This window comes from Micromonospora sp. NBC_00821 (assembly GCF_036347035.1).
Lineage (GTDB): Bacteria > Actinomycetota > Actinomycetes > Mycobacteriales > Micromonosporaceae > Micromonospora > Micromonospora hortensis.
On record NZ_CP108880.1, the window covers coordinates 3,381,595 to 3,405,579 of the forward strand.

The window sequence follows — 23,985 nt, forward strand, 5'->3', positions numbered from 1 at the left end:
CGCGTGACCGCCGCCACGGCCATCACCAACTTCGGCGAGGCGTACTCCGGGTACCTGGGCCACCTCGCCGACGCCGACGAGTACGCCGCTACCGACCTGGCGATCGGCCTGCTCGACGCGGGCGTACCGGCGGAGCGGGTGCTGCTCGACCTGGTCGCGCCCGCCCAGGCAGAGGTGGGCGAGCGGTGGGCGCGCAACGAGTGGAGCGTCGCCCAGGAGCACGCCGCCACCCACATCAGCGAGCAGGTGGTGGCGGCTGTCTCCGCGCACGTCAAACCGCGGCCGACCGGCGGACGGATCGTGGTCGCCTGCATGGACGGCGAATGGCACGCGCTGCCACCACGGCTGGTGGCCGAGGTGCTGCGGTTACGCGGGTGGCAGGTGACGTTCCTGGGCGCCAGCGTCCCCGCAGCGCACCTCGTGTCGTACCTGCACCGCTACGACGCGCACGCGGTCGCGCTGGCGTGCGCGCTACCGATGCGCCTGCCGTACGCCCATCGGATGATCGAGGCCTGCCGCCGCTCGGACGTGCCGGTGGTGGTCGGCGGGCGTGGGTTCGGCACCGACGGCCGGTGGGCGCGCCGGCTCGGGGTGGCCTGGGCGCCGGACGCGCCGTCGGCGGCCGAGTTGATCGCCGACGAGCGGGCGCTGCGCGGGGCGCCGCCGGCGCGGCTGGGCCACCTGGCCGACGACGAGTACGCCGGCCTGGTTCGCCGTCGCGGTGAGCTGATCGACAGCGCGTTGGCGGAGCTGCGGGAGCGGGTGCCGGCGGCGCGTGCGTACACCGCCGCGCAGCTCGACGCGACAGTGAGCGACCTCGGCCACATAGTGGATTTCCTGGCCGCGGCGGTCTACGTCGACGACCCCTCGTTGTTCACCGAGTTCGTGGAGTGGCTGTCGGGGATTCTGGGCAGTCGTGGGGTGCCCGCCGGGGCTGTCGTCCTGCCGCTGGAGCACTACGCGACCGCGTTGCGGGACTTCCCCCGGGCGGCGAGGGCGCTGGCGCTGGGGCGCGCGGCGCTGCCCGGTGCCGCCCGCTGACCGACCCGCCGGTGGCATCCGGATCGATCACCGCGCTCGGCGGCCCACGAGTCAGCTCTGCGTATACTTGCCGGACTGCAAACGTCCCACCCCAGGGTGGAGCGAGGGGGAGAACGGTGACGTTCAGCGTCAACTACGTCGAGCGCGACGGTGGTGGCGCCTGCCTTCGGCTCAAGGGCGAGCTGGACCTGAGCACCGCCCCCGAGTTGACCGCCGCGATCGACCGGCTCACCGCGGCGGGCGAGACCCGGGTGCTGCTCGACCTGACCGACCTCACGTTCTGCGACTCCACCGGAATGGCCGTGTTCGTCAGGGGCGACAACCAGGCGGCGGCCGACGGGGGGTGGCTCCGGCTCACCGGCGCCAACGGGCGGGTCGAACGGGTGCTGCGCGTGACCGGCCTCGCCGACGTGTTGCGCTACGAACCGGAGTCGGTCGACCCCGCGTCCCGCAGCGCTTCCTGATGGGCTAGATTTCCCCGCCAGTATTTCCCCGCCAACGCGGTGACCGTCAGGGTCCCGTCCCCGCCGACTCCGAGGCAGGTAGTGATGGGCGTAGACAGCCCGCAGCCGGTACGCATCCTGGTGGTCGACGACGACCCGGGTGATGTGCTGATGATCGAGGAGGCGCTGGCGGACTCCGACGTCGAAAAGATCATCGACGTGGTGAGTGACGGCGAGGAGGCGATGGAGTTTCTCCGCGCCGAGGGCCGGCACGAGCAGGCCCGCCGACCGGACGTGATCCTGCTGGATCTGAACATGCCGCGGATGGACGGTCGGCAGGTGCTCGGCGCGGTCAAGCAGGACGAGGACCTGCGGACCATTCCGATCGTCGTGCTGACCACCTCCAACGCCGACACCGACATCGTCGGCAGTTACACGTTGCAGGCCAACGCGTACGTCACCAAGCCGATCGACCTGGACGACTTCAACGACGTGGTCCGCCGCATCGACGAGTTCTTCGGCCGGGTCGTCGTGCTGCCCAAGCGCGTCTGAGGTCCGCGCCACCTGCGCGCATGCTGAACATTTTTCCCGAACCCCCTCGGCGCGAGCGGTCGCGGCCGAGGATCCAGGTGGGGAAGTAACAGCAGCTGCCTGGGGGGCGACAGTATGAGGTTCTCCGTCGTTGAGACCGGTTATGACCAGCGGCAGGTGGATTACTGCCTGGACGAGTTGGCGATCCGGTTGTCCCGGCTCGCGGCGCGCGCCGAGGGCGCGGCCGGTGCGTCCCGGGAGTGGGACGAGATCCGCCAGGAGGCAGCCTGGCTCAGCGGGCTGCTGCATCGACTCGACCTGGGCGACACCTCCGCCCCCCGGCACGCCGGTGGCGTGGTGCGGCGCGAGGCCGCCGAGATCCTGGCCCAGGCCCGCGCCGAGCTCGACGAGGCCCGCGAGGAGGCACGGCGGGTGCGGGAGCGGGCGTACGCGGAGGCCGTGCAGGCCCGACGTGACGTCGAGGCGGCGCTGGACGCTCGCCGACGGCGCGAGGTGCGGGTGGACGAGATCCTCAGCCAGGTGACCGCCGACCAGGTGCCCGCCGACACCCCCACCGCAGCCGCCGGGGTGACGGAGAGCCGGGTCGGGGTCGGTGGCCCGGACGCGGGCGCGGAGCCACCGCCGGGCCGTCGCTGAGACGCGCGGGCGCGGGTGCCCGGCTCAGGCGGTGAGCGCCGCCGCGACAGTGGTCGCCCGGTCCTCGTGCTGGGCGTACGCGTCGGGGTACGCGGAGATCTGCACGGACTGGGCGGCGGCGGTGACGCTCATGTCCTGCCAGCCGGGGATCTCGTTGAGCGCCGAGTAGAAGGCCCGCGCGGCGTACGACGGGCGCATCAACTGGGCCACGGTGCCCCAGCCGCTGCTGGGCCGCTGCTGGAACAGCCCGACCGAGTCGTGGTCGGAGCCGCTGCCCTGGTTCGGGTACTCCGCCGACTCCGGGAGGACGGCGCTGGCCAGGTTGTAGAGGTTGCTCTCCTGCATGGCGGTGGACAGTGCCACCACCAGGGCGCGGCGCGGCATCTTCATCTCCAGGCCGACGTCCACGATGATCTTCGCGTTGTCCATCTGTGCCTGGTCGAGGCCGGCGACCGGCCGGGGGCGGCGGGGCTTGACCGGCTTCTTGGGCGCCTTGCGGACGGCGGTGGGAGTGGGCGTGGGCTTCGCCGTCGGGCTGGGCAGGATCCGGGCGGGGGCGGCGTCGCGGTCCAGCGACCGGGAGGCGCGCTCGTCGGCGATGGCGGCGCGGTCGGCCACCGCCTCGGCGAGCGGCTCGACCGTACGGGGGGTGTCGTGGTTGCCGCGCGCGGTGGCGACCGCGACGAGGCTGAGGCAGCAGGTGACACCGGTGGCCAGCGCCACCCGCACGGGGGTCGAGCCCAGCAGGGCACGCCGCGATGGTTCGGAAGCGCGGTGACGGCCGATCGTCCGTTCGGTTGATGCGGCGTCGTCCGAGGGGGTGGTCGGGGGCGCGTCGGTCAGCTTCTGGGCGGAGGGGTCGTCGGGATGCACCTGACGAGGCTAAAGAGCTGAATGCCCGATGCCACCAGCCCGTACGGTGGCATGCGCCACAATTTGCCCTGATCATGCTGACTCTACCGGTCATAACGACCGCGAAGCTGATCAACCTCGCGGATCACGCCAGACGGTTATTCCCGACTTGCCCGGCGAACACGGTCGCGTCGCCACTCCGCCCGCTGCACCCACCGCCACCGTCAGAACTACCCGATCAACCGAGGCGCCCCTCCACCAATCGGCCCAGCCCCACCTCGGCGATCTTGCACTTACTGCGGCGACATAGGGGGGCATTCCCCTCACATCGGCAACCGAAAGTGCAAGATCGGCGCGGTGGGGCGTGGCGTCAGTGTCGGCCGTTCTCGGCCGGGGTGACGGTCAGACGGTGTCGGCTGGTGTCGCTGCTGGAGAACGGCCAGAGCCGGTCGGCGTACTCGACCAGGTCGGCCAGTTGGTCTCGGCTCAGCCCGGCTGAGGAGATCTCCGCGTGGACGTCGGCCCGGTATCGGCCGTCGTTGTCCCGCCCGAGCTTCGCCTCCGCCCGGACCTGCACGGTGTGCGCCTCGTCGGTGATCTCCCCGGCCACCTCCACTGCCGCGTGATGCAGGCAGGAGGCGAAGGCCGCGGCCAGCAACTGTTCCGGGGTCAACCCGGTGCAGTGTGGCGCCAGCGGTGAGGCCAGCGCGGTGGAGAGCCCGCCATCGTCGGTGCGTACGTGACCGCCCTCGGCGGTCGCTGTGGCCTCACGCAGCCAGGAACTCTGATCCGGCATCGCGTTTCTCCCGTCGCTCACCAGGCCGGCTACCCCTTCGCCGCCCGGCGAAACGCCGCGGGGCGTCCGGTCAGCGCCCGGCGGGCAGGTTCGGCTCGTCCACCAGCGCCACGGCCTCGGTGGCTTCGGCGGCGGCCCGTTCGGTCCACGGCGACGTGGGGACCGGCCGGCGGGTCGTTGGGATCGTCATCGGCACGTACACCCGGGCGTCCACGGCCTCGGCCAGCAGCAGCGCGGCGACCAGGCTGGTCGGACGCTGCCCGGGGTCGTCGGCGAGGCAGGAGTGGCACAGCTCGGCGACCTCCGGCGGAAGCCCGGCGATGTCGGGCAGCGGCTCCGGTGGCCGACGGCGGCGTACGTCGAGCAGTTCCTTCGAGGTCGTCGCGCGGTACGGCAGGCGGGCGGTGAGGCTGTAGTAGAGCAGCACGCCGAGGGCGTACATGTCGGCCGCGGGGGTGGCGGGCGCCTCGTCCAGCTGCTCGGGCGCCAGGTACGCCGGGGTGCCCAGCACCATCCCGGTCGGCAACGGGTCCGGAGAGCCGGCGGCGATGGCGATGCCGAAGTCGAGCACCTTCACCCCGGCTGGGGTGAGCATGACGTTGGCCGGCTTGACGTCGCGGTGCACGATGCCCTCGGCGTGCGCGGCTGCCAGCGCGGCGGCGACCTCCGCGCAGACCCGCACCGCGATCTGCCACTCCAGCGGCCCGGCGCGCAGGTGCACGGCGAGCGTCTCACCCTCGGCCAGCTCCATGACGATGTAGGGCACCGGCCGGCCGGGCCACGTCGAGGAGGTGCCGAAGTCGTGGACGCTGGCCACGTTGGGGTGCTCCAGGCGGGCAGCCGACCGGGCCTCCGCCCGGATACGGTCCACCGGGCCGTCCCGGTTGTCGTGGCCGGGCGAGATGAGCTTCACCGCGACCGGCCGGTCCAGCACCTGGTCGTAGGCCCGCCACACCTCGGACATCCCACCCACACCGATGCGCTGTTCGAGCCGGTACCGCCCGTCCAGCATCCGCATCGACCGCTCCTCGCCCTCGCCCCGCCGACGGCGGGTGCTCAGGTGCCGGTACCCGAGCGCCGAGCTGGGCAAACCGTAGCCCGATTCGGGGTGGACGGCCCCGCGCACCTCGCTGCGCCACGGCGGTAGGTGCGGTAGCTTGCGAGCCAGAGCCGGTGTCACCGATTGTGCCGGCACGGTCACCCGAGGGGACGCCGCGATGGGCGAGGTCACCGTACGCTTCGTCGGTGGGCCCGCGGACGGCCTGGTCCGGCTGCTGCCGGCCGGGTCGGACGGCGCCCCGCCCCACCGTTGGATCATGCGTCATCCGGACGGCACGGGCCCGGTGCAGCCCGGTCCCGATCACCTCTACGAGCGCGACCGGCCCGACGAGGCCGGCGGCTGGAGCATGCGGTTCGTGCGCACCGACGCGTACGGGGTGTCCGAGTGACCACGAGGCGGGGCTGACCGGTGGTGTCGCCGGCGTCGCGTCGGCCCGGCCGCACAGCTCGCGCACAGCCTCCGCAGGGGCGCGGCACAGGCGCGGCGGCCACCATGGGGCCCATGGTCATGAACGGGCAGGTCGCGCCGAGCCGGATCGAGCTGCGTCGCCCCGACGGTGAACCCGTCCGGGTGCTGGTGGTCGACGACGAACCAACGCTCACCGACCTGCTGTCGATGGCCCTTCGCTACGAGGGTTGGCAGGTCCGCACCGCCGGCAACGGAATGGCGGCGTTGGGTACCGCCCGACAGTTCCAGCCGGACGCCGTGGTGCTCGACGTGATGCTGCCGGACCTGGACGGCTTCCAGGTGCTGCGCCGGCTGCGCGAGCACGCCCCCACCGTGCCGGTGCTCTTCCTGACCGCCCGCGACGCGGTCGAGGAGCGCATCGCCGGGTTGACCGTCGGCGGCGACGACTACGTCACCAAACCGTTCAGCCTGGAGGAGGTGATCGCCCGGCTGCGTGCGCTGCTGCGCCGCTCCGGGCTGGCGATCGCCGCCCGGGAGGAGGCGGTGCTGACCGTCGGTGACCTCAGCCTCGACGAGGACAGCCACGAGGTCCGCCGGGCCGGCCAGCTCGTCACCCTCACCGCGACCGAGTTCGAGCTGCTGCGTTACCTGATGCGCAACCCGCGCCGGGTGCTCAGCAAGGCGCAGATCCTCGACCGGGTGTGGAACTACGACTTCGGTGGCCAGGCCAACGTGGTGGAGCTGTACATCTCGTACCTGCGCAAGAAGATCGACGCCGGCCGCGCGCCGATGATCCACACGCTGCGTGGCGCGGGCTATGTCCTCAAACCCGCCGAGTAGACGCCGCCCGTTGCGCGCCGCCCGCGGGTGGCTGGCCGGGCGCTCCCTGCGTACCCGACTGGTGTTCGCCCTGCTCGCGCTACTGGCGTTGGTCAGCGTCGCCATCGGTGGCCTGACCACTGTGGCGCTGCGGCACTTCCTGATCGACCGGCTCGACGCGCAGTTGGCCCCCGCCACGGCCATGCGGGGCGACCGGCCGGGACGGCCGGCGTTTCCCGGCAACGGACCGGGCATCCCAGCCGGGCTACCGTCCGGCGCGGTGGTCGCCGAGATCACCGACGGCCGGGTGACCAGCGCCCGGACCCTCACCAAGAGCGTCTCCAGCGCCGATCCGTTCCCCGACGAGCAGTCCGTCCCGGTGGGGGAGGTCGCCGTGCTGGCGGACCTGCCGGTCGACACCAGACCACGCACCGTCGACCTCGGCGACCGTGGCGACTACCGGGCCGTGGTCCGGCAGTACTGGGATGGCCGGGTACGCGTCGTCGCGGTCCCCCTCTCCGGCGTCCAGGAGACCGTCTGGGCGCTGGTCGCCGCCCAGGCGGGGGTGGCCGCGGTCGGGTTGCTGCTCGCCGGTGTGGCGGGCGCGCTGATCGTGCGGGCGACCCTACGACCGCTCAACCGGGTGGCCGCCACCGCCACCCGCGTCACCGAGCTGCCCCTGGACCGGGGGGAGGTGGCGCTCGCCGTCCGGGTCCCGGTCGCCGACACCGACCCGCGCACGGAGGTCGGTCAGGTCGGCGCGGCGCTGAACCGGATGCTGGGCCACGTCGCCGACGCGCTCTCCGCCCGGCAGGCCAGCGAGACCCGGGTACGCCAGTTCGTCGCCGACGCCAGCCACGAACTGCGGACGCCTCTCGCGGCGATCCGCGGCTACGCCGAGGTGGCCCGGCGTGGCCGTGACGAGGTCCCCGCCGACGTGGCACACGCGCTGCGTCGGGTGGAGTCGGAGAGCACCCGGATGACCAGCCTCGTCGACGACCTGCTGCTGCTGGCCCGCCTCGACACCGGTCGGCCGCTCGCTGTCGAACCGGTGGACCTGACCGCCCTGGTGGTGGACGCGGTCAGTGACGCGCACGTCGCCGGTCCCGAGCACCGCTGGCAGCTCGCACTGCCCGAGGTGGCGATCCGGGTGCCCGGCGACGCCGCCCGACTGCACCAGGTGGTGGCGAACCTGCTCACCAACGCCCGGGTGCACACCCCGCCCGGCAGCACTGTCACCACCACGCTGGCCGTCGACGCCGCCAGTGCCGTGCTCACCGTCGCCGACGACGGGCCGGGGGTGCCGGTGGAGCTGCAACCGGAGATGTTCGAGCGGTTCGCCCGGGGCGACAGCTCCCGGTCTCGTGCGCACGGCAGCACCGGCCTCGGCCTCGCGATCGTCGCGGCGGTGGTGGAGGCCCACCACGGCACTGTCGGGGTGGACAGCCGTCCAGGTCGGACCCTGTTCACCGTCCGGTTGCCCCATCCCACAGCCGACCCGTAGTCGGCGCACGGCACACCGGCGCCGGTCAGCTGACCAGCATCTCGGTGAGGACCTCGACGACGCGTCGGGCGTGCCGCCCGTCGGGGTCCTCGTCGGTGTTCAGGTCGGTCACGCTCATCCCGAGCAGCCGGTCGGCGCGGGCCAACGGCGTGACCAGCGCGATCAGGTCCGCCCAGCGCGGGCCGTCCGGTTCGGGGTAGGTCACCGCGGGCAGGTCGCGCGGGTCCACCACGTCCAGGTCGAGGTGTAGCCAGGCGGGTCCGTCCCCGTCGGCGGCCAGGCTCGCGCCGACCGTCGCCGCGCCCCGGCGCCGCACCTCGGCGGCGTTGACCTGGTGGATCGCCGGGTCGATGCGGGCCGCCTCGACCCGGCTGCTCTCGTCGGTGGCCGGGCGGTGCCCGAGCAGGTGGACGCGGCCGGGCTCGATCAGCGCGCCGCCGGGGCCGACGGCGGCGGCGGGGCCGTTCCCGGTGACCACCGAGAGGTCCATGTCGGCGGCCTCACCGGTCGGTGAGGTAGTGCCGTCGAGGAAGTCCGGGTGGGCGTCGACGAACCACAGGTCGGTTGCCGGGGGTAGGGCCCGGCAGATGCCGGGCAGGATCGCGCAGTCGCCGCCGAGCACCAGTGGTCGGTGGCCGTCCGCGATCAGCGCGCCGACCCGCGCGGCGATGGCGCCGCCGGCCCGGACCAGGCCCGCCGCGCCGATCACCCCGCTGGCCGGGTCACGGTGGGGGTCGCGCAGTCGTGCCTCGTCGATCCGCCCGTCGTCGTCGGCGGCCAGGGCCTCGCGCAGGCCGGCGCGGCGCAGCGCGGCAGGGGCCCGCTCCTCGCCGCGCCCGGCCCCGGAGGAGTCCAGCGGCGCGTCCACGATCATCCAGCGCACGTCCGCAGCGTACCGGCGGAATCGGCCGGTCCCGGCCGCATTCTGTGGTGCGGCTGGGAGTACGCCGATGTGCCCGCGACAGCGACGACGACCGGCGTACGGTGAGGGACAAGTCCGGCTTTCTGGGTCAAAAGCCTCATCGGTGTACGCCCTGGGACGCCGGTGTCGAGGCGGCGAGGGCAAGGAGCGATCGGTGGAACATCTGGCCTACCTGGACGCGGGGTCCGGCAGCCTGATCGTGCAGGCGGTCGTCGGTGGGGTGGCTGGCGCCGCGGTCGCCGCGAAACTCTACTGGCGACGGCTGGTCGACCGGTTCCGCCGGCAACCCACCGACCAGCGCTGAGCGGGCCAGCCCCGACGATGGCGATCTCACCCACCGAGGTACGGCCCGAGCCGGCCTCCTTCCGCGACCCCGCCAACCGGGTCTTCCACGTCGGCGACGAGGTGCTGCGCGGGCTGGACCCCCAGGCCGCCGCGCACTGGCGGGCACTGACCGGCAGCACGTTCTTCCCGGCGCTCGTCGCCGCGCGCAAGGTCTGCGCCACCGAGGACGCCCCGCCCACCCTGGTGCCGGCCGCTAGCGGGGCACCGTGGGCGGCAGTGCTTCGCCACGAGCGCATCCCGTTCGTCTCCCACCCGTACGAGTGGTCGTTCAGCATGCTGCGCGACGCCGCCCTGCTGCACCTGGAGATCCTGACAGCCGCGCTCGGCGAGGGTTTCACCACGAAGGACGGCTCGGCGTACAACCTCCAGTGGCGCGGCGCGCAACCGGTCTTCATCGACATCGGCTCCTTCGAGCCGGTCCGCGACGGCGAACCGTGGGCCGGCTACCGGCAGTTCTGCCAGACAGTGCTCTATCCGCTGATGCTCACCGCCCACCTGGGCGTCGACTTCCAACCGTGGCTGCGCGCCCGGGTCGACGGCATCGAGGCCGACGAGCTACGGCCACTCTTCAACGGCGCCCGCCGGCTGCGCCCCGGCGTGCTGACCCATCTGCACCTGCACGGGGCCATGCAGCACCGCAACGCCGCCGCCAGCACCACCGAGGTACGCGACCAACTGCGCGCCGCCGGCTTCTCCCGGGAGCTGTTGCTCGCCACCGTACGCGGCATCGAGAAACTGGTCCGCAAGCTGGACCGCCGCCCGCCCGGGAGTCACTGGTCGGACTACCAACGCACCTGCGGCTACTCGGCCCGTGACCGGGTGGCGAAGGAGCAGTTCGTGGCCGTCGCGGTCGCCGCCGGCACCCGCCCCCGCCTGGTGCTCGACCTCGGCGCCAACGACGGCCGGTACTCCCGGCTGGCGGCCGGGCACGCCGACTACGTGGTCGCCGTCGAGCAGGACCCGACCGTCGTCGACGAGCTGTACCGACAGCTGCGCTCCGAGGGCCAGCGCCGCATCCTGCCGCTGGTGCTGGACCTGGCCGACCCCTCGCCGGGTGGCGGCTGGCGGAGCGTCGAGCGGGCCGGCTTCGCCGAGCGGGCGTCCGCCGACGTGGTGCTCGCCCTGGCCGTGGTGCACCACCTGGCGATCGGGCGCAACGTGCCGCTCTCGGAGGTCGTCGACTGGCTGGCCGGGCTGACCGCGCCGGGGGGCGCGGTGGTGGTGGAGTTCGTCCACCCGGAGGACCCGATGGCGACCCGGCTGCTGGCCAACAAGCCCGCCGGTCTCTTCCCGGACTACCGACGCGACACCTTCGAGACGTTGCTCGCCGCCCGGGGACGGATCACCGACCGTCTGGAACTGCCCTCGGGCACCCGCACGCTCTACCGGGCGGTGATGGGTGGTTGAACCGGCCTCCGTCGCCCCGCCGGCCCCGGAGCACCGCCCGCCGCCGGCCCCCGGACGGTGGGACCGGGGTTGGCGAGGTGAGCTGGGCCGGCTGCTGGAGATCGTCGCGCTGGTCGGTCTCGTGGTCACCCAGCCACTGCTGGACGTGCTCGGCCGCAGCCCCGACTTCTTCCTCTTCCACCGCGCCGACCCGGCCCAGATCCTGCTGCTGCTCGCCCTGGTGACGGTGCTCCCGACAGTCGCGGTGGCGCTGCTCGGCGCCCTCAGTCGACTGGCCGGCCGAACCGCCCGCGCCCTCACCCACACCGCCCTGGTCGGGCTGCTGGTCGTCGCCCTCGCCGTGCAGGTGGGCCGACACGTGACGCCACTTCGGGGCGTACCGCTGCTGCTGGTGGCAGTGCTGGCCGGAGTCGCCGGCGCGGCCACGCACCGGCGGTGGCGGGCGCCGGGCCGGGTGCTGCGACTGGCCGCCGCCGGTCCGGTGGCCTTCGTGGCGCTCTTCCTGTTCGCCTCACCCACCTCGGCAGTGGTCCTGCCGCGCGGCGACGGCGGCACTGCCGGCACCGCGCAGGGCTCGGCCGTGCACCCGCCGGTGGTCATGCTGATCCTCGACGAACTGCCGCTGGTCAGCCTGCTCGGCACGGACGGGAAGATCGACGCCGGGCGGTACCCGCACTTCGCCGAGCTGGCCGCCGGCTCCACCTGGTACCGCAACTCCACCGGCGTCAGCGGGTGGACGCCCAACGCGCTGCCGGCGATGCTCACCGGCCGCTACCCGGCCAAGCCGGTCGCCCCGCACTACTCGCAGTACCCGGACAACATCTTCACCGCCTTCGGCGGCCTGTACGACATCCGCGCCGAGGAGAGCATCACCCGGCTCTGCCCGCCCAGTCGCTGCGAGCAGCCGGTCACCCCGGAGCAGGGGCTCGGCGTGCTGGTCCGGGAGACCGGCAAGCTGCTCGGCCGGGTCGCCGGGCCGACGGAGAGCGCCGTCGACCCGGAGGACTCCTACCGCGAGCAGACCCGCGCCGAAGCCGGTCTGGACGCCGCCGAACCGGTGCCGGCCGACCCGACGTTCCGCTGGGACAGCCTGGACGACAACCAACCGGCCCGGTTCACCAGTTTCCTCGCCGGGCTGAAGCCGACGAACCGGCCCACCCTGCACTTCCTGCACCTGCTGATGCCGCACTCACCGTGGGCGTACCTGCCGTCCGGGGCGCGCTACGACGCCCCCGAGGACCTGCCCAACGACGGCGCCGGGTGGGTCGACCTGGCCCGGCAGCGGCACCTCGCCCAGCTCGGCTACACCGACCGGCTGATCGGCGAGACGCTGCGGACGCTGCGCGCCAACGGCCTCTACGAGCAGGCCCTCGTCGTGGTGACCGCCGACCACGGGGTCAGCTTCCGCCCCGGCGCGCAGGGTCGGGGCATGGACGCCATCAAGGCCGCAGCCGGCGAGGTCGCGTGGGTGCCGACGTTCGTCAAGGAACCCCGGCAACAGACCGGCCGGGTGGACGACCGCAACTGGGAACACGTCGACCTGCTGCCGACAGTGGCCGACGAGGCCGGCGTCCGGCTGCCCTGGCGGGTCGACGGGCGCTCCGCCCGGCAGACCCCCCGCACCGACGGTACGAAGCACTTCTACGACCGCCCCGGCGAACCGGTCACCTTCCCCGGTGGCGTGCCCGCGCCGCCACCCCTGCCGACACCGCACCCCCTGGTCGGCACCGAGGTACGCGCCGGCCCCGCCGCCGGCAGCGCACGGGTCGCCGACCTGGCCGCGTTCACCGCCACGGACCCGGACACCGGCACCCTCCCGGCGCTCGTCTGGGGCGACGTCCCGGACCGGATCCCGGACGGCACACTGCTCGCCGTCGCCGTCAACGGCCGCATCGGGGCCGTCGTCCCGGTGGTGCCCGCCGACCCCGGCGGACGCCGGTTCGCCGCGCTGCTCGCCGACGACAAACTCTTCCACGCCGGCACCAACCAGCTCGACGTCTTCCAGGTCGCGACAGACGGTACGCTGCGACGCCTCGCCCTGTCGTGACCTGGCTTCGGGGGTCGGTCCGGTCCGGTCCCGACTGTCGGGATGCCGGGTTTCCCGGCCGCCCGGTCGGGAATCGGGTGACGCATACCTCACCGCCGAACCACGGCGGACGTTGTCCCCCGAGCCGCAATTACGGTAGAAGCGAAGGCAATTCAACGTAGATCTGCCGGCGAAGCGAGGAACCACATGACGGAAGTCAAGCTCGATCACCCCGGTGGGCAGCTGTCGATGCCGGTGCATCCTGCGGTCGAGGGCCCCGCCGGTATCGGGGTGAGCAAGCTGCTGAAGGAAACCGGGATGACCACGTACGACCCCGGTTTCGTCAACACCGCCGCTGCCTCATCCGCGATCACCTACATCGACGGCGACGCGGGCATCCTGCGTTACCGGGGGTACCCGATCGAGCAGCTGGCCGAGAAGTCCTCCTTCCTGGAGGTCTCCTACCTGCTCATCTACGGTGAGCTGCCGACCGAGCAGCAGCTGACCGAGTTCACCGAGTGGATTCGGCGGCACTCGCTGCTGCACGAGGAGATGCGCCGCTTCTTCGACGGCTTCCCCCGGGACGCCCACCCGATGGCGGTGCTCTCGTCCGCGGTGAGCGCCCTGTCCACCTTCTACCAGGACAGCCTGGACCCGTTCGACTCCGAGCACGTGGAGATCTCCACGGTCCGGCTGATGGCGAAGGTTCCCACCATCGCCTCGTACGCGTACAAGAAGTCCATCGGTCAGCCGCTGCTGTACCCGGACAACTCGCTGGGGTACGTGGACAACCTGCTGCGGATGACGTTCGGCGTGCCGGCGGAGCCGTACGAGGTCGACCCGGTGATGTCGAAGGTGCTGGACATGCTCTTCGTCCTGCACGCCGACCACGAGCAGAACTGCTCCACGTCGACCGTCCGCCTGGTCGGTTCCAGCAACGCCAACCTGTTCGCCTCGGTCTCGGCCGGTGTGAACGCGCTGTTCGGCCCCCTGCACGGTGGCGCGAACCAGGCGGTGCTGGAGATGCTCCAGCAGATCCACGCCGGCGACGGCGACGTCCGGTCCTTCGTCCGCAAGGTCAAGGACAAGCAGGACGGCGTCAAGCTGATGGGCTTCGGCCACCGGGTCTACAAGAACTACGACCCGCGGGCGGCGATCGTCAAGAAGGCCGCGCAGGACGTGCTGGGCCGGATGGCCAAGCCCGACCCGCTGCTGGACATCGCCATGGAGCTGGAGGAGATCGCCCTCGCCGACGACTTCTTCGTCTCCCGTCGGCTCTACCCGAACGTGGACTTCTACACCGGCCTGATCTACAAGGCCATGGGTTTCCCGACCAAGATGTTCACGGTGCTCTTCGCGCTCGGCCGGCTCCCCGGCTGGATCGCCCAGTGGCGCGAGATGATCAACGACCCGGAGACCAAGATCGGCCGTCCGCGGCAGGTCTACGTCGGCTCCGCCGAGCGGGACTACGTCCCCTTCGGCGAGCGCTGACCCGCTCCTCGCTACACGAGCAGGCCGTCGACCCCTCCGGGTCGGCGGCCTGCCGCGTTTCCGCCCTCCGAGCTGCCCCGCCCCGGCATGATCGACTCGGGTTCCTTGAGGCACGGTGTCCGTGCTCCGCGCCGCCCCGCGTCGGTATGATCGACTCGGGTTCCTTGAAGGCGCGGTGTCCGTGGCGCCGGAACACCGCGCCCTTCAGGAAGCCGAGTCGATCACCCGCGGGGGCGGTCCCGGGCGGCGGATGATCACCGACGGGGCGGCCGGTCAGAAGGCGGAGATGTCCTGGGCCCGCTCGCTGCGGCTGAGCGCGCTGATCAGTGCGGACTGGCCACGGCGGCGCACGGCCAGTCGGACCAGCAGGTCGCGTACCGGGTCGAAGACGTCCGCCGGGAACTCCGGCGTAGGGACGCCGATGCTCACCGCGAGGTCGTCGGAGTGGACCACGATCTCGAGCTGACGGGTGAGCAGGAAGTCGCCGCGCCGCAGCGCCCAGCCTTGCCACGGGATCGGCACGACCTCACGGGCGGCACTCCGGGAGAGCAGGTCGCCGACCTCCGCCAAGGCCCGGGCGGAACGGGCGTGCAGGTCGGCCGGCCCGCGTGCGGCGTCGGCCTCGTCGGAGCCGGAGGCAACCGTTTTCTTGTCCGGAGACCCCTCGGAGACCCAGGCGGCCCGCTCGTAATGGTTGTCGGCCGCCTCCAACACCGGCAGGTCGGTCGGCGTCGGCAGTAGCTCCGCCGCCCGGACCGCCTGACGTCCCAGGTGGCACGCGAGGCCACCCACGGACAGGTGGGGCAGCGCACTCGGGTCTGACCACCGCTCGGTCACCTCGGGGCGTCGGATCAGGTCCAGTGCGATCGAGGCGGCGACCGGAAAGCTGGCATCCAGGGCGTCGACAGGGCGAGACATCCGCACATTCTGACAGCCCCGATCGACATCCACCGAGCTGTACGGCCCCGGTCAGGCGGTCAGGCGGTCAGGCGGCCCGACGGTCAGGCGGCCCGACGGCCCGACGGCCCGACACTGAGCGGTGCGGCCGGCGTCCAGCGGCGAGCTACCCGGCCGGCGCCCGCGCGCACCGCGCCCGGCACCGCAGCCCAACAGCCCAGCGCTGAGCGGTGCGCTGCGCTCCTCAGCGCATGATCGACTCGGCTTTCAGGAAGTCGGGGAGTCCCCAGCACCAGGACAACCCGATTTCAAGAAAGCCGAGTCGATCAACCGCAAGTCGGGGGGTCCCCAGCACCGGGACGCCCCGACTTCAAGAAAACCGAGTCGATCAACCCGGCCCGAACCCGGCCGGCCCGAACCCGGCCGGCCCGAACCCGGCCGGCCCGAACCCGGCCGGCCCGAACCCGGCCGGCCCGAACCCGGCCGGCCCGAACCCGGCCGGCCCGAACCCGGCCGGCCCGAACCCGGCCGGCCCGAACCCGGCCGGCCCGAACCCGGCCGGCCCGAACCCGGCCCGGCCCGAGTCCGAGTCCGAGCCCGGCCTAAGCCCGGCCCGAGTCCGAGCCCGGCCTGAGCCCGGCCCGAGTCCGAGCCCGGCCTGAGCCCGGCCTGAGCCCGGCCTGAGCCCGGCCTGAGTCCGAGCCCGGCCTGAGCCCGGCCCGAGTCCGAGCCCGGCCTGAGCCCGGCCTGAGCCCGGCCTGAGCCCGGCCTGAGCCCGGCCTGAGCCCGGCCTGAGCCCGGCCTGAGTCCGAGCCCGGCCTGAGCCTGAGCCCGAGCCGGAGTCGGGCCTGGAGGACGAAGGTCAGCGCAGGCCGGCGGCGGCGAGCAGGTTGCCCTCGGGAAGCGCCGGAAGGGCCCGGCCCTGCGACATCCGCTGCTCGGCGCGTTCGGCGGTGAACGCGGCGTCGTGGTGGATGGCGGCGGCGTAGCTGGCGGCGGTGCGTTGGGCGATCGCGGCCCAGCCGTACTGGTCGTGGACCATCCGGCGGGCGCGGCGGGCCATGACGCGGGAACGGTCGGCATCCGACAGCAGCGCGTCCACGGCGTCGGTGAGGCTGTCCGGGTCGTGCGGGCGGAAGGTCATCCCGGTGACGCCCGGCTCGACGATCTCGCCGAGGCCTCCGGTGGCGGCGACGGCCAGGGGAGCGCCGGCCGCGGCGCCTTCCAGGGCCACCATGCCGAACGGCTCGTAGATGCTCGGCACGACGAAGCAGTCGGACGCGGCCATCAGGGCCGGCAGGTCGGTGCCGCCCAGGAAGCCCGGCATGGTGACCATGCCGCCGAGGCCGCGGCGGTGCACCTCGGCCTCCAACTCGGCGCGGTACGGGCCGTCGCCCGCGATCACGGCACGCAGCCCGGGGTGCCGCTCGCGCAGCCGGGGGAGTGCCTCGATCAAGTGTTGGACGCCCTTCTCGTACACCAGGCGGCCGGCGAAGGTGACCAGCGGGCCGTCCGCGGCGAAGCGGGCGCGGGCGGCGGCCACGGCACGGGCGGGCACCCGCCAGCGGTGCGGCTCCACGCCGTTGGCGACGACGTCGACCCGTCCGGCCGGTACGCCGAACAGCGCGTTCACCTCGTCGCGCATGTACCCGGAGCAGACGATCACCCGGTTGGACTCGCTGCTGAGCCACTGCTCGACGCCGTGGATGGTGCGGTTCATCTCCTCCGGCAACCAGCCCTGGTGCCGACCGGCCTCGGTGGCGTGGATCGTGCTGACCAGCGGGATGTCCAGGTGGTCGCGCAACGTCATGGCGGTGTGCGCGACGAGCCAGTCGTGGGCGTGGATGACGTCGTACGAGCCGGCCTGGGTGGCGCGCAGGGCGGTGCGGGTGAGGGTGTGGTTGAAGGCCATCGTCCAGGCCAGCAGCGAGCCGGTGGCGAGCGGGAAGGCCACCGGGTCCTCGGGGGCCCGCAGGATGCGTACGCCGTCGGCGTACTCCTCCAGGGGCGCGCCCTCGGAGTGGCGGGTGACGACGGTGACCTCGTGGCCGGCGGCGGCGAGGGCGACGGAGAGCGCGTGCACGTGGCGACCGAGACCGCCGACGAGCACCGGCGGGTACTCCCAGGACAGCATGAGGATGCGGCGGGTCTGCGGGGGCACCCCGGGGCCGGACTGCGCCGGCACTGGCGTGCCGGGCTGCGTGGTGGGACCGGACTGCGCGGGGGGCCGGGAAGTCAGGGTGGGCCGGTGGGCCCGGTCCTTGGTGGCAGCGAGCTGCTCGTCGACCCGCAGTGTCACATCAATCTCCGTCCATGCATGGTGAGGCGCGCCGACGTCAGTGGCGGCGGAGCGAGAGGTGTAAGGGGTGGCAGATGGCCAGGCGGGCACGCGCGAACGCTTGTCCCCGGTCAAGGAAAGTGCATCGGACCCGAGAACGCATCTCGAAAAGGGTCATCGTGACGGAGGACACCCGAGTGGTGTAGCGCGCATCAGACGGGCGGTTTTCGCCCGTCGCCTGAAAGGATGGATTGGCGCGTCCGGGCCGGGGGCACTACCTGCGTGCGCGCGGGCGATCTCGGCCGGTGCGCACATAACCATGGTCTAAGGAGCGACATGCAGGTCTGGCCGGGCGAGCGGTACCCCCTGGGCGCCACCTACGACGGGATGGGCACCAACTTCGCCATCTTCTCCGAGGTGGCCGAGCGGATCGAGCTGTGCCTCTTCGACGAGTGGGACACCGGCGCGGAGCGCCGCGTCGAGCTGCGCGAGGTGGACGCCTACGTGTGGCACGCGTACCTGCCGGGCATCGAGCCGGGCCAGCGCTACGGCTACCGGGTGTACGGCCCGTACGACCAGGCGAACGGGCTGCGCTGCAACCCGCACAAGCTGCTGATCGACCCGTACGCCAAGGCCATCGACGGTGACGTGGAGTGGGACCCGGCGGTCTACGACTACGACCTGAACGAGCCGGAGCGGATGTCGGAGACCGACTCGGCGCCGTTCATGCCGAAGTCGGTGGTGGTCAACCCGTACTTCGACTGGGGCAACGACAAGCCGCCGCGCACCCCTTACCACCACTCGGTGATCTACGAGGCGCACGTGCGTGGGCTGACCATGCGCCACCCGGACATCCCGGAGGAGCTGCGCGGCACGTACGCGGGCATCGCCTCCCCGCCGATGATCGACTATCTGACCCGGCTCGGGGTGACGGCGATCGAGCTGATGCCGGTGCACCAGTTCATCCACGACAACCGGCTCGTCGACCTGGGGCTGCGCAACTACTGGGGTTACAACACCATCGGCTTCTTCGCCCCGCACCACGGCTACTCCGCGCTGGGCCGGACCGGCCAGCAGGTGCAGGAGTTCCGGGGCATGGTCAAGGCGCTGCACGCGGCCGGCATCGAGGTCATCCTCGACGTGGTCTACAACCACACCGCCGAGGGCAACCACCTCGGCCCGACGCTGAGCTTCAAGGGCGTCGACGCCCCGAGCTACTACCGGCTCAGCGAGGAGGACCGCCGCTACTTCGTCGACTACACCGGCACCGGCAACAGCCTCAACGTTCGCAGCCCGCACTCGCTGCAACTGATCATGGATTCGCTGCGCTACTGGGTGACCGAGATGCACGTCGACGGCTTCCGCTTCGACCTGGCGGCCACCCTGGCCCGCGAGTTCTACGAGGTGGACCGGCTCTCCACCTTCTTCGAGGTGGTGCAGCAGGACCCGGTGGTCAGCCAGGTCAAGCTCATCGCCGAACCGTGGGACGTCGGCCCCGGCGGCTACCAGGTGGGCAACTTCCCGCCGCTGTGGACGGAGTGGAACGGCAAGTACCGCGACACCGTAAGGGACTTCTGGCGCGGCGAGCCGGCCACCCTCGCCGAGTTCGCGTCCCGGATCTCCGGCTCCGCCGACCTCTACCAGGACGACGGCCGTCGACCGTTCCACAGCATCAACTTCGTCACCGTGCACGACGGGTTCACCCTCAACGACCTGGTGTCCTACAACGACAAGCACAACGAGGCCAACGGCGAGGAAAACCGCGACGGCGAGAGCCACAACCGGTCCTGGAACTGCGGGGTCGAGGGCGACACCGACGACGAGGCGGTCCTCGCGTTGCGGGCCAAGCAGCGGCGCAACTTCCTGGCCACCCTGATGCTGTCGCAGGGCGTGCCGATGATCGGCCACGGTGACGAGCTGGGCCGCACCCAGCACGGCAACAACAACGTCTACTGCCAGGACAGCGAGCTGGCCTGGGTCGACTGGGACAACGCCGACGAGCAACTGCTGGAGTTCGTGCAGACGCTCACCGCGTTCCGCAAGCGTCACCAGGTGTTCCGCCGTCGCCGGTTCTTCACCGGCCTGCCGGTGAACGGGCGCGGCATCGACGAGCCGCTGCCCGACCTGGCCTGGTACACCCCGGACGGGCGGGAGATGACCGGCGAGGACTGGGGTAACGACTTCGGCCGATCGGTGGCGCTCTTCGTCAACGGCGAAGGCATCCGCGAACGCGGCCAGTACGGCCAGAAGCACCACGACGCGTCGTTCCTGCTCTGCTTCAACGCCCACGACGCGCCGCTGGACTTCACCATGCCCGGCAGCGAGTACGGCCAGAAGTGGGAACGGGTGATCAGCACCGCCGAACCCGAGCCGGACGACGCCACGGTGATCAGCGCGGGCGGCACCATCCGGGTGCCGGACCGCTCCCTCGTCGTGCTGGAGAGGACGATCTGACATGACGGCCACCCCTCCCACTGCCACCTACCGGATCCAGGTCCGCCCCGGCTTCGACCTGGACGCCACCGCCGCGATCGTCGACTACCTGGACGACCTCGGCGTCAGCCACCTCTACAGCGCCCCGCTGCTCACCGCCACCCCCGGCTCCCAGCACGGCTACGACGTTGTCGACCACCGGGCCGTCAACCCGGAACTGGGCGGGGAGGCCGCCCGGCAGCGGCTGCTGGCCGCCCTGCGCGACAAGGATCTCGGCCTGGTCGTCGACATCGTGCCCAACCACGCCGGGGTCGCCGTCCCGGCCGCCAACCCGGCCTGGTGGGACGTGCTGCGCCGGGGGCGCGACTCGGCGTACGCCGACTGGTTCGACATCGACTGGGACCGGGGCCGGCTGCTACTGCCGGTGCTGGGCGACGACTCGGCCGCCCTCGACGACCTGAAGGTGGTCGACGGGGAGCTGCGCTACCACGAGCACCGCTTCCCGGTCGCCGACGGCACCGGCGACGGCAGCGCCCGCGAGGTGCACGACCGGCAGCACTACGAGCTGGTCTCCTGGCGGCGCGGTGACGCCGAGCTGACGTACCGCCGGTTCTTCGCCATCGCGGGCCTGGCGGGTCTGCGCGTGGAGGACCCGGCGGTCTTCGCCGCCACCCATGAGCTGATCCTGCGCTGGGCCGCCGCCGGGGAGGTCGACGGCATCCGCGTCGACCACCCGGACGGCCTGCGCGACCCGGCCGGCTACCTGGCCCGGTTGCGGGCCGCCGCGCCGGACGCCTGGCTCGTGGTGGAGAAGATCCTGGAGTACGGCGAGGAGCTGCCGGACTGGCCAGTGGACGGCACCACCGGCTACGACGCCCTGGCCGCTGTCGGCGGGCTCTTCGTCGACACCGACGCCGAGGGTGACTTCACCGCGCTGGACAACCGCCTCACCGGGCAGCACACCTCCTGGGAGGACCTGACCCACACCACCAAGCTGGCCGCCGCCACCCAACTGCTCGCCGCCGAGCTGACCCGGTTGGCCGCCCTCGCCCCCGAGGTGCCCACCGAGCGGGCCCGCGCGGCGCTCGCCGAGCTGGCCGCAGCCTTCGCCGTCTACCGGGGCTACCCGCCGCACGGCGCCCGGCACCTCGCCGCCGCCCGCTCCGAGGCCGGCCGCCGCCGCCCCGCCCTGGCCGGCGCCCTGGACGCTGTCACCCGCCGCCTGCGCAACCCCGACGACGAGCTGGCCCAACGGTTCCCGCAGCTCACCGGCGCGGTGATGGCCAAGGGCGTGGAGGACACCGCGTTCTACCGCTGGACCCGGTTCGTGGCGCTCAACGAGGTCGGCGACGACCCCTCCCACTTCGGGGTGCCGCCGGCGGAGTTCCACCGCTTCGCCAACGCCCAACAGGTCCGCTGGCCCGCCAGCATGACCACCCTCTCCACCCACGACACCAAACGCGGCGAGGACGTCCGCGCCCGCCTCGCCGTGCTCAGCGAACTGCCGGGCCGCTGGGCCGAGCAGGTCAAGACCTGGATGGAGTACGCGCCACTGCCCGACCCGGCGTTCGCCCACCTGCTCTGGCAGACCGCCGTCGGCGCGTGGCCGATCGAGCGGGAACGGCTGCACGCGTACGTCGAGAAGGCCGCCCGGGAGGCCGGGGCCTCGACCAGTTGGGCGGACCCCGACCCGGCCTTCGAACAGGCAGTGCACGCAGTGGTCGACCAGATGTACGACGACCCGAGCCTGCACGACGAGCTGACCGAACTCGCCGCCGCGATCGCCCCGGCCGGCTGGTGCAACTCGCTCGGGCAGAAGCTGATCCAACTCACCATGCCCGGTGTGCCGGACACCTACCAGGGCACCGAGCTGTGGGACAACTCCCTCGTCGACCCGGACAACCGCCGCCCGGTCGACTTCGACGTACGCCGAGAGCTGCTGGCACGCATCGACGGCGGCTGGCGTCCCCCGGTCGACACCGACGGAGCGGCGAAGCTGCTCGTCGTGTCGCGGACCCTGCGGCTGCGGCGGGCGCATCCCGAGCTGTTCACCACCTACCGGCCGGTGCCCGCGCACGGGCCGGTGGGCCGACACGTGGTGGCCTTCGACCGGGGCGGCGCGATCGCCGTGGCGACCCGGCTGCCGCTGGGCCTGGCACGCGCCGGTGGGTGGTGTGACACAGCTCTGTCACTTCCCGTTCACGAGATGAAGGACCTGTTCACCGGCCGGGTCTACAGTGGCGGGGAGACCCCTCTGGACGACCTTCTGGCCGACTATCCCGTGGCTCTGCTGACTCCTTCCACCACTTCCGTGGAGGCTGCGTGATGACCGAATTCAGCGTGTGGGCGCCGGACGCCGAGCGGGTGCGGCTGCGCCTCGCCGGCGACACCGACCACGAGATGCGCGCCGCCGCCGACGGCTGGTGGCGGGTCGAGGTGCCCGACGCCGGCCTCGACTACTCCTTTCTGCTGAACGACGACGAAACCCCACTGCCCGACCCCCGGTCACCGTGGCAGCCTGCGGGAGTGCACGGGCCGAGCCGCCGCTACGACCACGCCGACTTCGCGTGGTCCGACAGCGCGTGGACCGGCCGGCAACTGCCCGGGAGCATCCTCTACGAGCTGCACATCGGCACCTTCACCCCGGAAGGCACCTTCGACGCGGCCATCGACCGCCTCGACCACCTCGTGTCCCTGGGCGTCGACCTGATCGAACTGCTCCCGATCAACGCCTTCAACGGCGAACACAACTGGGGGTACGACGGCGTCTGCTGGTACGCCCCACACGAGCCCTACGGCGGCCCCGACGGCCTGAAACGGTTCGTCGACGCCGCCCACGCTCGCGGTCTGGGGGTGATCCTCGACGTTGTCTACAACCATTTCGGGCCCTCCGGGGCCTACGCGCCGCAGTTCGGGCCCTACCTCGCCGAGCAGAGCAACAGTTGGGGCCGCTCGATCAACCTGGACGGCCCGCACTCCGACGAGGTACGCCGCTACATCATCGACAGCGTGCTCATGTGGCTGCGCGACTACCACGTCGACGGCCTACGCCTGGACGCCGTCCACGCCCTGCACGACTCGCGGGCCGTTCCCATCCTGGAAGAGCTGGCGGTCTCCGTCGAGTCGTTGTCGACGCACCTGGGTCGGCCGCTGTCGCTGATCGCCGAGTCCGACCTCAACGACCCGCGGGTCATCACGCCGCGCGAGGCGGGTGGGTTCGGGCTGCACGCCCAGTGGAACGACGACGCGCACCACGCCCTGCACACGTTGCTGACGGGGGAGCGGCAGGGGTACTACGGGGACTTCGGGTCCCTGGAGACGCTGTCTGATGTGCTGACCGGCGGGTTCTTCCACGCTGGCACCTGGTCCAGCTTCCGGAACCGTCATCATGGGCGGCCTGTTGATCCTCGGGTGCCGGGGCACCGGTTCGTGGCCTACCTACAGAACCACGACCAGATCGGGAACCGGGCTACCGGGGATCGGATCTCGGCTTCTCTGTCGCCTTCGCTGCTGCGGGTGGGGGCTACGTTGCTGTTGACGGCGCCGTTCACTCCCATGCTGTTCATGGGGGAGGAGTGGGCTGCCTCAACGCCGTGGCAGTTCTTCACGTCGCATCCGGAGCCGGAGCTGGCCTCTGCGGTGCGGACCGGGCGTCGGCGGGAGTTTGCCTCGCACGGGTGGCCGGAGGGGGACGTTCCTGATCCGCAGGACCCGGAGACGTTCGTGCGGTCGCGGTTGGACTGGGCCGAGCTGGACAAGCCTGAGCATGCTTCGATGTTGGCGTTCTACCAGCGGTTGATCGGGCTGCGGCGGTCTCTTCCTGACCTGTCTGATCCTCGGTTGAACGCTGTTTCTGTGCAGCACGGGGACCAGTTCCTGGTGATGCGGCGGGGGGACACGCTTGTGGTGGCGAACCTGGCTGGGCGGGGGCAGGGGGTGTCGCTGCCCGGGGTTGCGCGGCGCGTGCTGCTGGCTACTGGGGAGGGGGTCACGGTGATGCGGGACCGGATCCAGCTGCCGGCGGAGACTGCGGCGATCGTGGCGCTTTGAGCAGACCTTTGGACGCGAGACTGCT

At 72.2% G+C, this 23,985-nt stretch carries 20 protein-coding genes; 14 read left to right on the forward strand and 6 right to left on the reverse strand.

Translation table 11 applies throughout. The features are described 5' to 3' along the window. Positions 1 to 3: 3 nt before the first annotated feature. From OHB44_RS15400 to OHB44_RS15415, 4 genes are all read left to right on the forward strand, one after another. The gene (locus tag OHB44_RS15400) at positions 4 to 1,041 is read left to right on the forward strand and encodes a cobalamin B12-binding domain-containing protein (RefSeq protein ID WP_330441078.1); all 1,038 of its coding nucleotides are present in this window, start codon (positions 4 to 6) and stop codon (positions 1,039 to 1,041) included. A 116-nt stretch (positions 1,042 to 1,157) separates the two neighbouring features. Further along, the gene (locus tag OHB44_RS15405; protein ID WP_238682795.1) at positions 1,158 to 1,505 is read left to right on the forward strand and encodes an STAS domain-containing protein; all 348 of its coding nucleotides are present in this window, start codon (positions 1,158 to 1,160) and stop codon (positions 1,503 to 1,505) included. 84 nt (positions 1,506 to 1,589) lie between these two features. Then, positions 1,590 to 2,036: a response regulator gene (locus OHB44_RS15410; RefSeq protein WP_330441079.1), complete on the forward strand. Its 447-nt coding sequence runs from the start codon at positions 1,590 to 1,592 to the stop codon at positions 2,034 to 2,036. Between the two features lie 114 nt (positions 2,037 to 2,150). Then, positions 2,151 to 2,672, forward strand: coding sequence for an ATPase (locus OHB44_RS15415; protein ID WP_266302707.1), 522 nt, complete (start codon positions 2,151 to 2,153; stop codon positions 2,670 to 2,672). 24 nt (positions 2,673 to 2,696) lie between these two features. On the opposite strand, the gene OHB44_RS15420 is transcribed toward OHB44_RS15415, so the two are convergent. The 3 genes from OHB44_RS15420 to OHB44_RS15430 form a co-directional block, all read right to left on the reverse strand. Then, complete coding sequence (locus OHB44_RS15420) at positions 2,697 to 3,545, reverse strand: hypothetical protein (protein ID WP_266302706.1); 849 nt, start codon at positions 3,543 to 3,545, stop codon at positions 2,697 to 2,699. A 349-nt stretch (positions 3,546 to 3,894) separates the two neighbouring features. After that, positions 3,895 to 4,320 carry an OsmC family protein gene (locus OHB44_RS15425; protein WP_196922768.1) on the reverse strand — a complete coding sequence of 142 codons (426 nt, stop codon included), beginning with the start codon at positions 4,318 to 4,320 and terminating at the stop codon, positions 3,895 to 3,897. Positions 4,321 to 4,390: 70 nt separating this feature from the next. Then, on the reverse strand, positions 4,391 to 5,338 hold the full coding sequence (locus tag OHB44_RS15430) for a serine/threonine-protein kinase (protein WP_238682798.1): 948 nt from the start codon (positions 5,336 to 5,338) through the stop codon (positions 4,391 to 4,393). Between the two features lie 199 nt (positions 5,339 to 5,537). On the opposite strand from OHB44_RS15430, the gene OHB44_RS15435 reads away from it, so the two are divergent. The 3 genes from OHB44_RS15435 (at position 5,538) to OHB44_RS15445 (ending at position 8,111) form a co-directional block, all read left to right on the forward strand. Then, positions 5,538 to 5,768 (forward strand): hypothetical protein, encoded by a 231-nt coding sequence (locus tag OHB44_RS15435; protein WP_238682799.1) that lies wholly within the window; start codon positions 5,538 to 5,540, stop codon positions 5,766 to 5,768. 113 nt (positions 5,769 to 5,881) lie between these two features. Next, the gene (locus tag OHB44_RS15440; protein ID WP_238682800.1) at positions 5,882 to 6,628 is read left to right on the forward strand and encodes a response regulator transcription factor; all 747 of its coding nucleotides are present in this window, start codon (positions 5,882 to 5,884) and stop codon (positions 6,626 to 6,628) included. Continuing rightward, on the forward strand, positions 6,606 to 8,111 hold the full coding sequence (locus OHB44_RS15445; RefSeq protein ID WP_442932672.1) for a sensor histidine kinase: 1,506 nt from the start codon (positions 6,606 to 6,608) through the stop codon (positions 8,109 to 8,111). The genes OHB44_RS15440 and OHB44_RS15445 overlap by 23 nt, the downstream gene beginning before the upstream one ends. Before the next feature lie 25 nt (positions 8,112 to 8,136). Here OHB44_RS15445 and OHB44_RS15450 read toward each other — a convergent pair whose 3' ends face one another. Beyond that, a complete protein-coding gene (locus OHB44_RS15450) occupies positions 8,137 to 8,985 on the reverse strand; it encodes an arginase family protein (RefSeq protein ID WP_266305167.1) in 849 nt (282 codons plus the stop codon). A 202-nt stretch (positions 8,986 to 9,187) separates the two neighbouring features. Here OHB44_RS15450 and OHB44_RS15455 point away from each other — a divergent pair, with 202 nt between their 5' ends. The 4 genes from OHB44_RS15455 (at position 9,188) to OHB44_RS15470 (ending at position 14,302) form a co-directional block, all read left to right on the forward strand. Beyond that, on the forward strand, positions 9,188 to 9,337 hold the full coding sequence (locus OHB44_RS15455; protein ID WP_165947858.1) for a hypothetical protein: 150 nt from the start codon (positions 9,188 to 9,190) through the stop codon (positions 9,335 to 9,337). A gap of 17 nt (positions 9,338 to 9,354) precedes the next feature. Beyond that, positions 9,355 to 10,785: a class I SAM-dependent methyltransferase gene (locus OHB44_RS15460; RefSeq protein WP_330441080.1), complete on the forward strand. Its 1,431-nt coding sequence runs from the start codon at positions 9,355 to 9,357 to the stop codon at positions 10,783 to 10,785. Next, positions 10,778 to 12,832, forward strand: coding sequence for a sulfatase-like hydrolase/transferase (locus OHB44_RS15465; protein ID WP_330441081.1), 2,055 nt, complete (start codon positions 10,778 to 10,780; stop codon positions 12,830 to 12,832). Before OHB44_RS15460 ends, OHB44_RS15465 begins: the two co-directional genes overlap by 8 nt. A gap of 186 nt (positions 12,833 to 13,018) precedes the next feature. Beyond that, positions 13,019 to 14,302, forward strand: coding sequence for a citrate synthase (locus tag OHB44_RS15470; RefSeq protein ID WP_112698363.1), 1,284 nt, complete (start codon positions 13,019 to 13,021; stop codon positions 14,300 to 14,302). Between the two features lie 273 nt (positions 14,303 to 14,575). Here the strand turns inward: OHB44_RS15470 and OHB44_RS15475 are convergent, their stop codons facing one another. Next, positions 14,576 to 15,220 carry a maleylpyruvate isomerase N-terminal domain-containing protein gene (locus OHB44_RS15475; RefSeq protein WP_330441082.1) on the reverse strand — a complete coding sequence of 215 codons (645 nt, stop codon included), beginning with the start codon at positions 15,218 to 15,220 and terminating at the stop codon, positions 14,576 to 14,578. An 841-nt stretch (positions 15,221 to 16,061) separates the two neighbouring features. Further along, positions 16,062 to 17,333, reverse strand: coding sequence for a glycosyltransferase family 4 protein (locus OHB44_RS15480; RefSeq protein ID WP_266305166.1), 1,272 nt, complete (start codon positions 17,331 to 17,333; stop codon positions 16,062 to 16,064). 480 nt (positions 17,334 to 17,813) lie between these two features. Here OHB44_RS15480 and glgX point away from each other — a divergent pair, with 480 nt between their 5' ends. The 3 genes from glgX to treZ are packed head-to-tail and all read left to right on the forward strand — an operon-like array spanning position 17,814 to position 23,960. Next, on the forward strand, positions 17,814 to 19,931 hold the full coding sequence (glgX, locus tag OHB44_RS15485; RefSeq protein WP_238685955.1) for a glycogen debranching protein GlgX: 2,118 nt from the start codon (positions 17,814 to 17,816) through the stop codon (positions 19,929 to 19,931). 1 nt (position 19,932) lies between these two features. Continuing rightward, a complete protein-coding gene (treY, locus tag OHB44_RS15490; RefSeq protein WP_330441083.1) occupies positions 19,933 to 22,236 on the forward strand; it encodes a malto-oligosyltrehalose synthase in 2,304 nt (767 codons plus the stop codon). Beyond that, on the forward strand, positions 22,236 to 23,960 hold the full coding sequence (treZ, locus tag OHB44_RS15495; RefSeq protein WP_330441084.1) for a malto-oligosyltrehalose trehalohydrolase: 1,725 nt from the start codon (positions 22,236 to 22,238) through the stop codon (positions 23,958 to 23,960). Before treY ends, treZ begins: the two co-directional genes overlap by 1 nt. The last annotated feature ends 25 nt before the right edge of the window (positions 23,961 to 23,985 follow it).

Bases quoted from the DNA above. Each gene is read 5' to 3' on its own strand.
- OHB44_RS15410 (WP_330441079.1), top strand. From the start codon at position 1,590: ATGGGCGTAGACAGCCCGCAGCCGGTACGCATCCTGGTGGTCGACGAC.
- OHB44_RS15415 (WP_266302707.1), top strand. From the start codon at position 2,151: ATGAGGTTCTCCGTCGTTGAGACCGGTTATGACCAGCGGCAGGTGGAT.
- OHB44_RS15425 (WP_196922768.1), bottom strand. From the start codon at position 4,320: ATGCCGGATCAGAGTTCCTGGCTGCGTGAGGCCACAGCGACCGCCGAG.
- OHB44_RS15430 (WP_238682798.1), bottom strand. From the start codon at position 5,338: ATGCGGATGCTGGACGGGCGGTACCGGCTCGAACAGCGCATCGGTGTG.
- OHB44_RS15435 (WP_238682799.1), top strand. From the start codon at position 5,538: ATGGGCGAGGTCACCGTACGCTTCGTCGGTGGGCCCGCGGACGGCCTG.
- OHB44_RS15440 (WP_238682800.1), top strand. From the start codon at position 5,882: ATGGTCATGAACGGGCAGGTCGCGCCGAGCCGGATCGAGCTGCGTCGC.
- OHB44_RS15445 (WP_442932672.1), top strand. From the start codon at position 6,606: ATGTCCTCAAACCCGCCGAGTAGACGCCGCCCGTTGCGCGCCGCCCGC.
- OHB44_RS15450 (WP_266305167.1), bottom strand. From the start codon at position 8,985: ATGATCGTGGACGCGCCGCTGGACTCCTCCGGGGCCGGGCGCGGCGAG.
- OHB44_RS15460 (WP_330441080.1), top strand. From the start codon at position 9,355: ATGGCGATCTCACCCACCGAGGTACGGCCCGAGCCGGCCTCCTTCCGC.
- OHB44_RS15470 (WP_112698363.1), top strand. From the start codon at position 13,019: ATGACGGAAGTCAAGCTCGATCACCCCGGTGGGCAGCTGTCGATGCCG.
- OHB44_RS15475 (WP_330441082.1), bottom strand. From the start codon at position 15,220: ATGTCTCGCCCTGTCGACGCCCTGGATGCCAGCTTTCCGGTCGCCGCC.
- OHB44_RS15480 (WP_266305166.1), bottom strand. From the start codon at position 17,333: ATGCTGTCCTGGGAGTACCCGCCGGTGCTCGTCGGCGGTCTCGGTCGC.
- glgX (WP_238685955.1), top strand. From the start codon at position 17,814: ATGCAGGTCTGGCCGGGCGAGCGGTACCCCCTGGGCGCCACCTACGAC.
- treY (WP_330441083.1), top strand. From the start codon at position 19,933: ATGACGGCCACCCCTCCCACTGCCACCTACCGGATCCAGGTCCGCCCC.
- treZ (WP_330441084.1), top strand. From the start codon at position 22,236: ATGACCGAATTCAGCGTGTGGGCGCCGGACGCCGAGCGGGTGCGGCTG.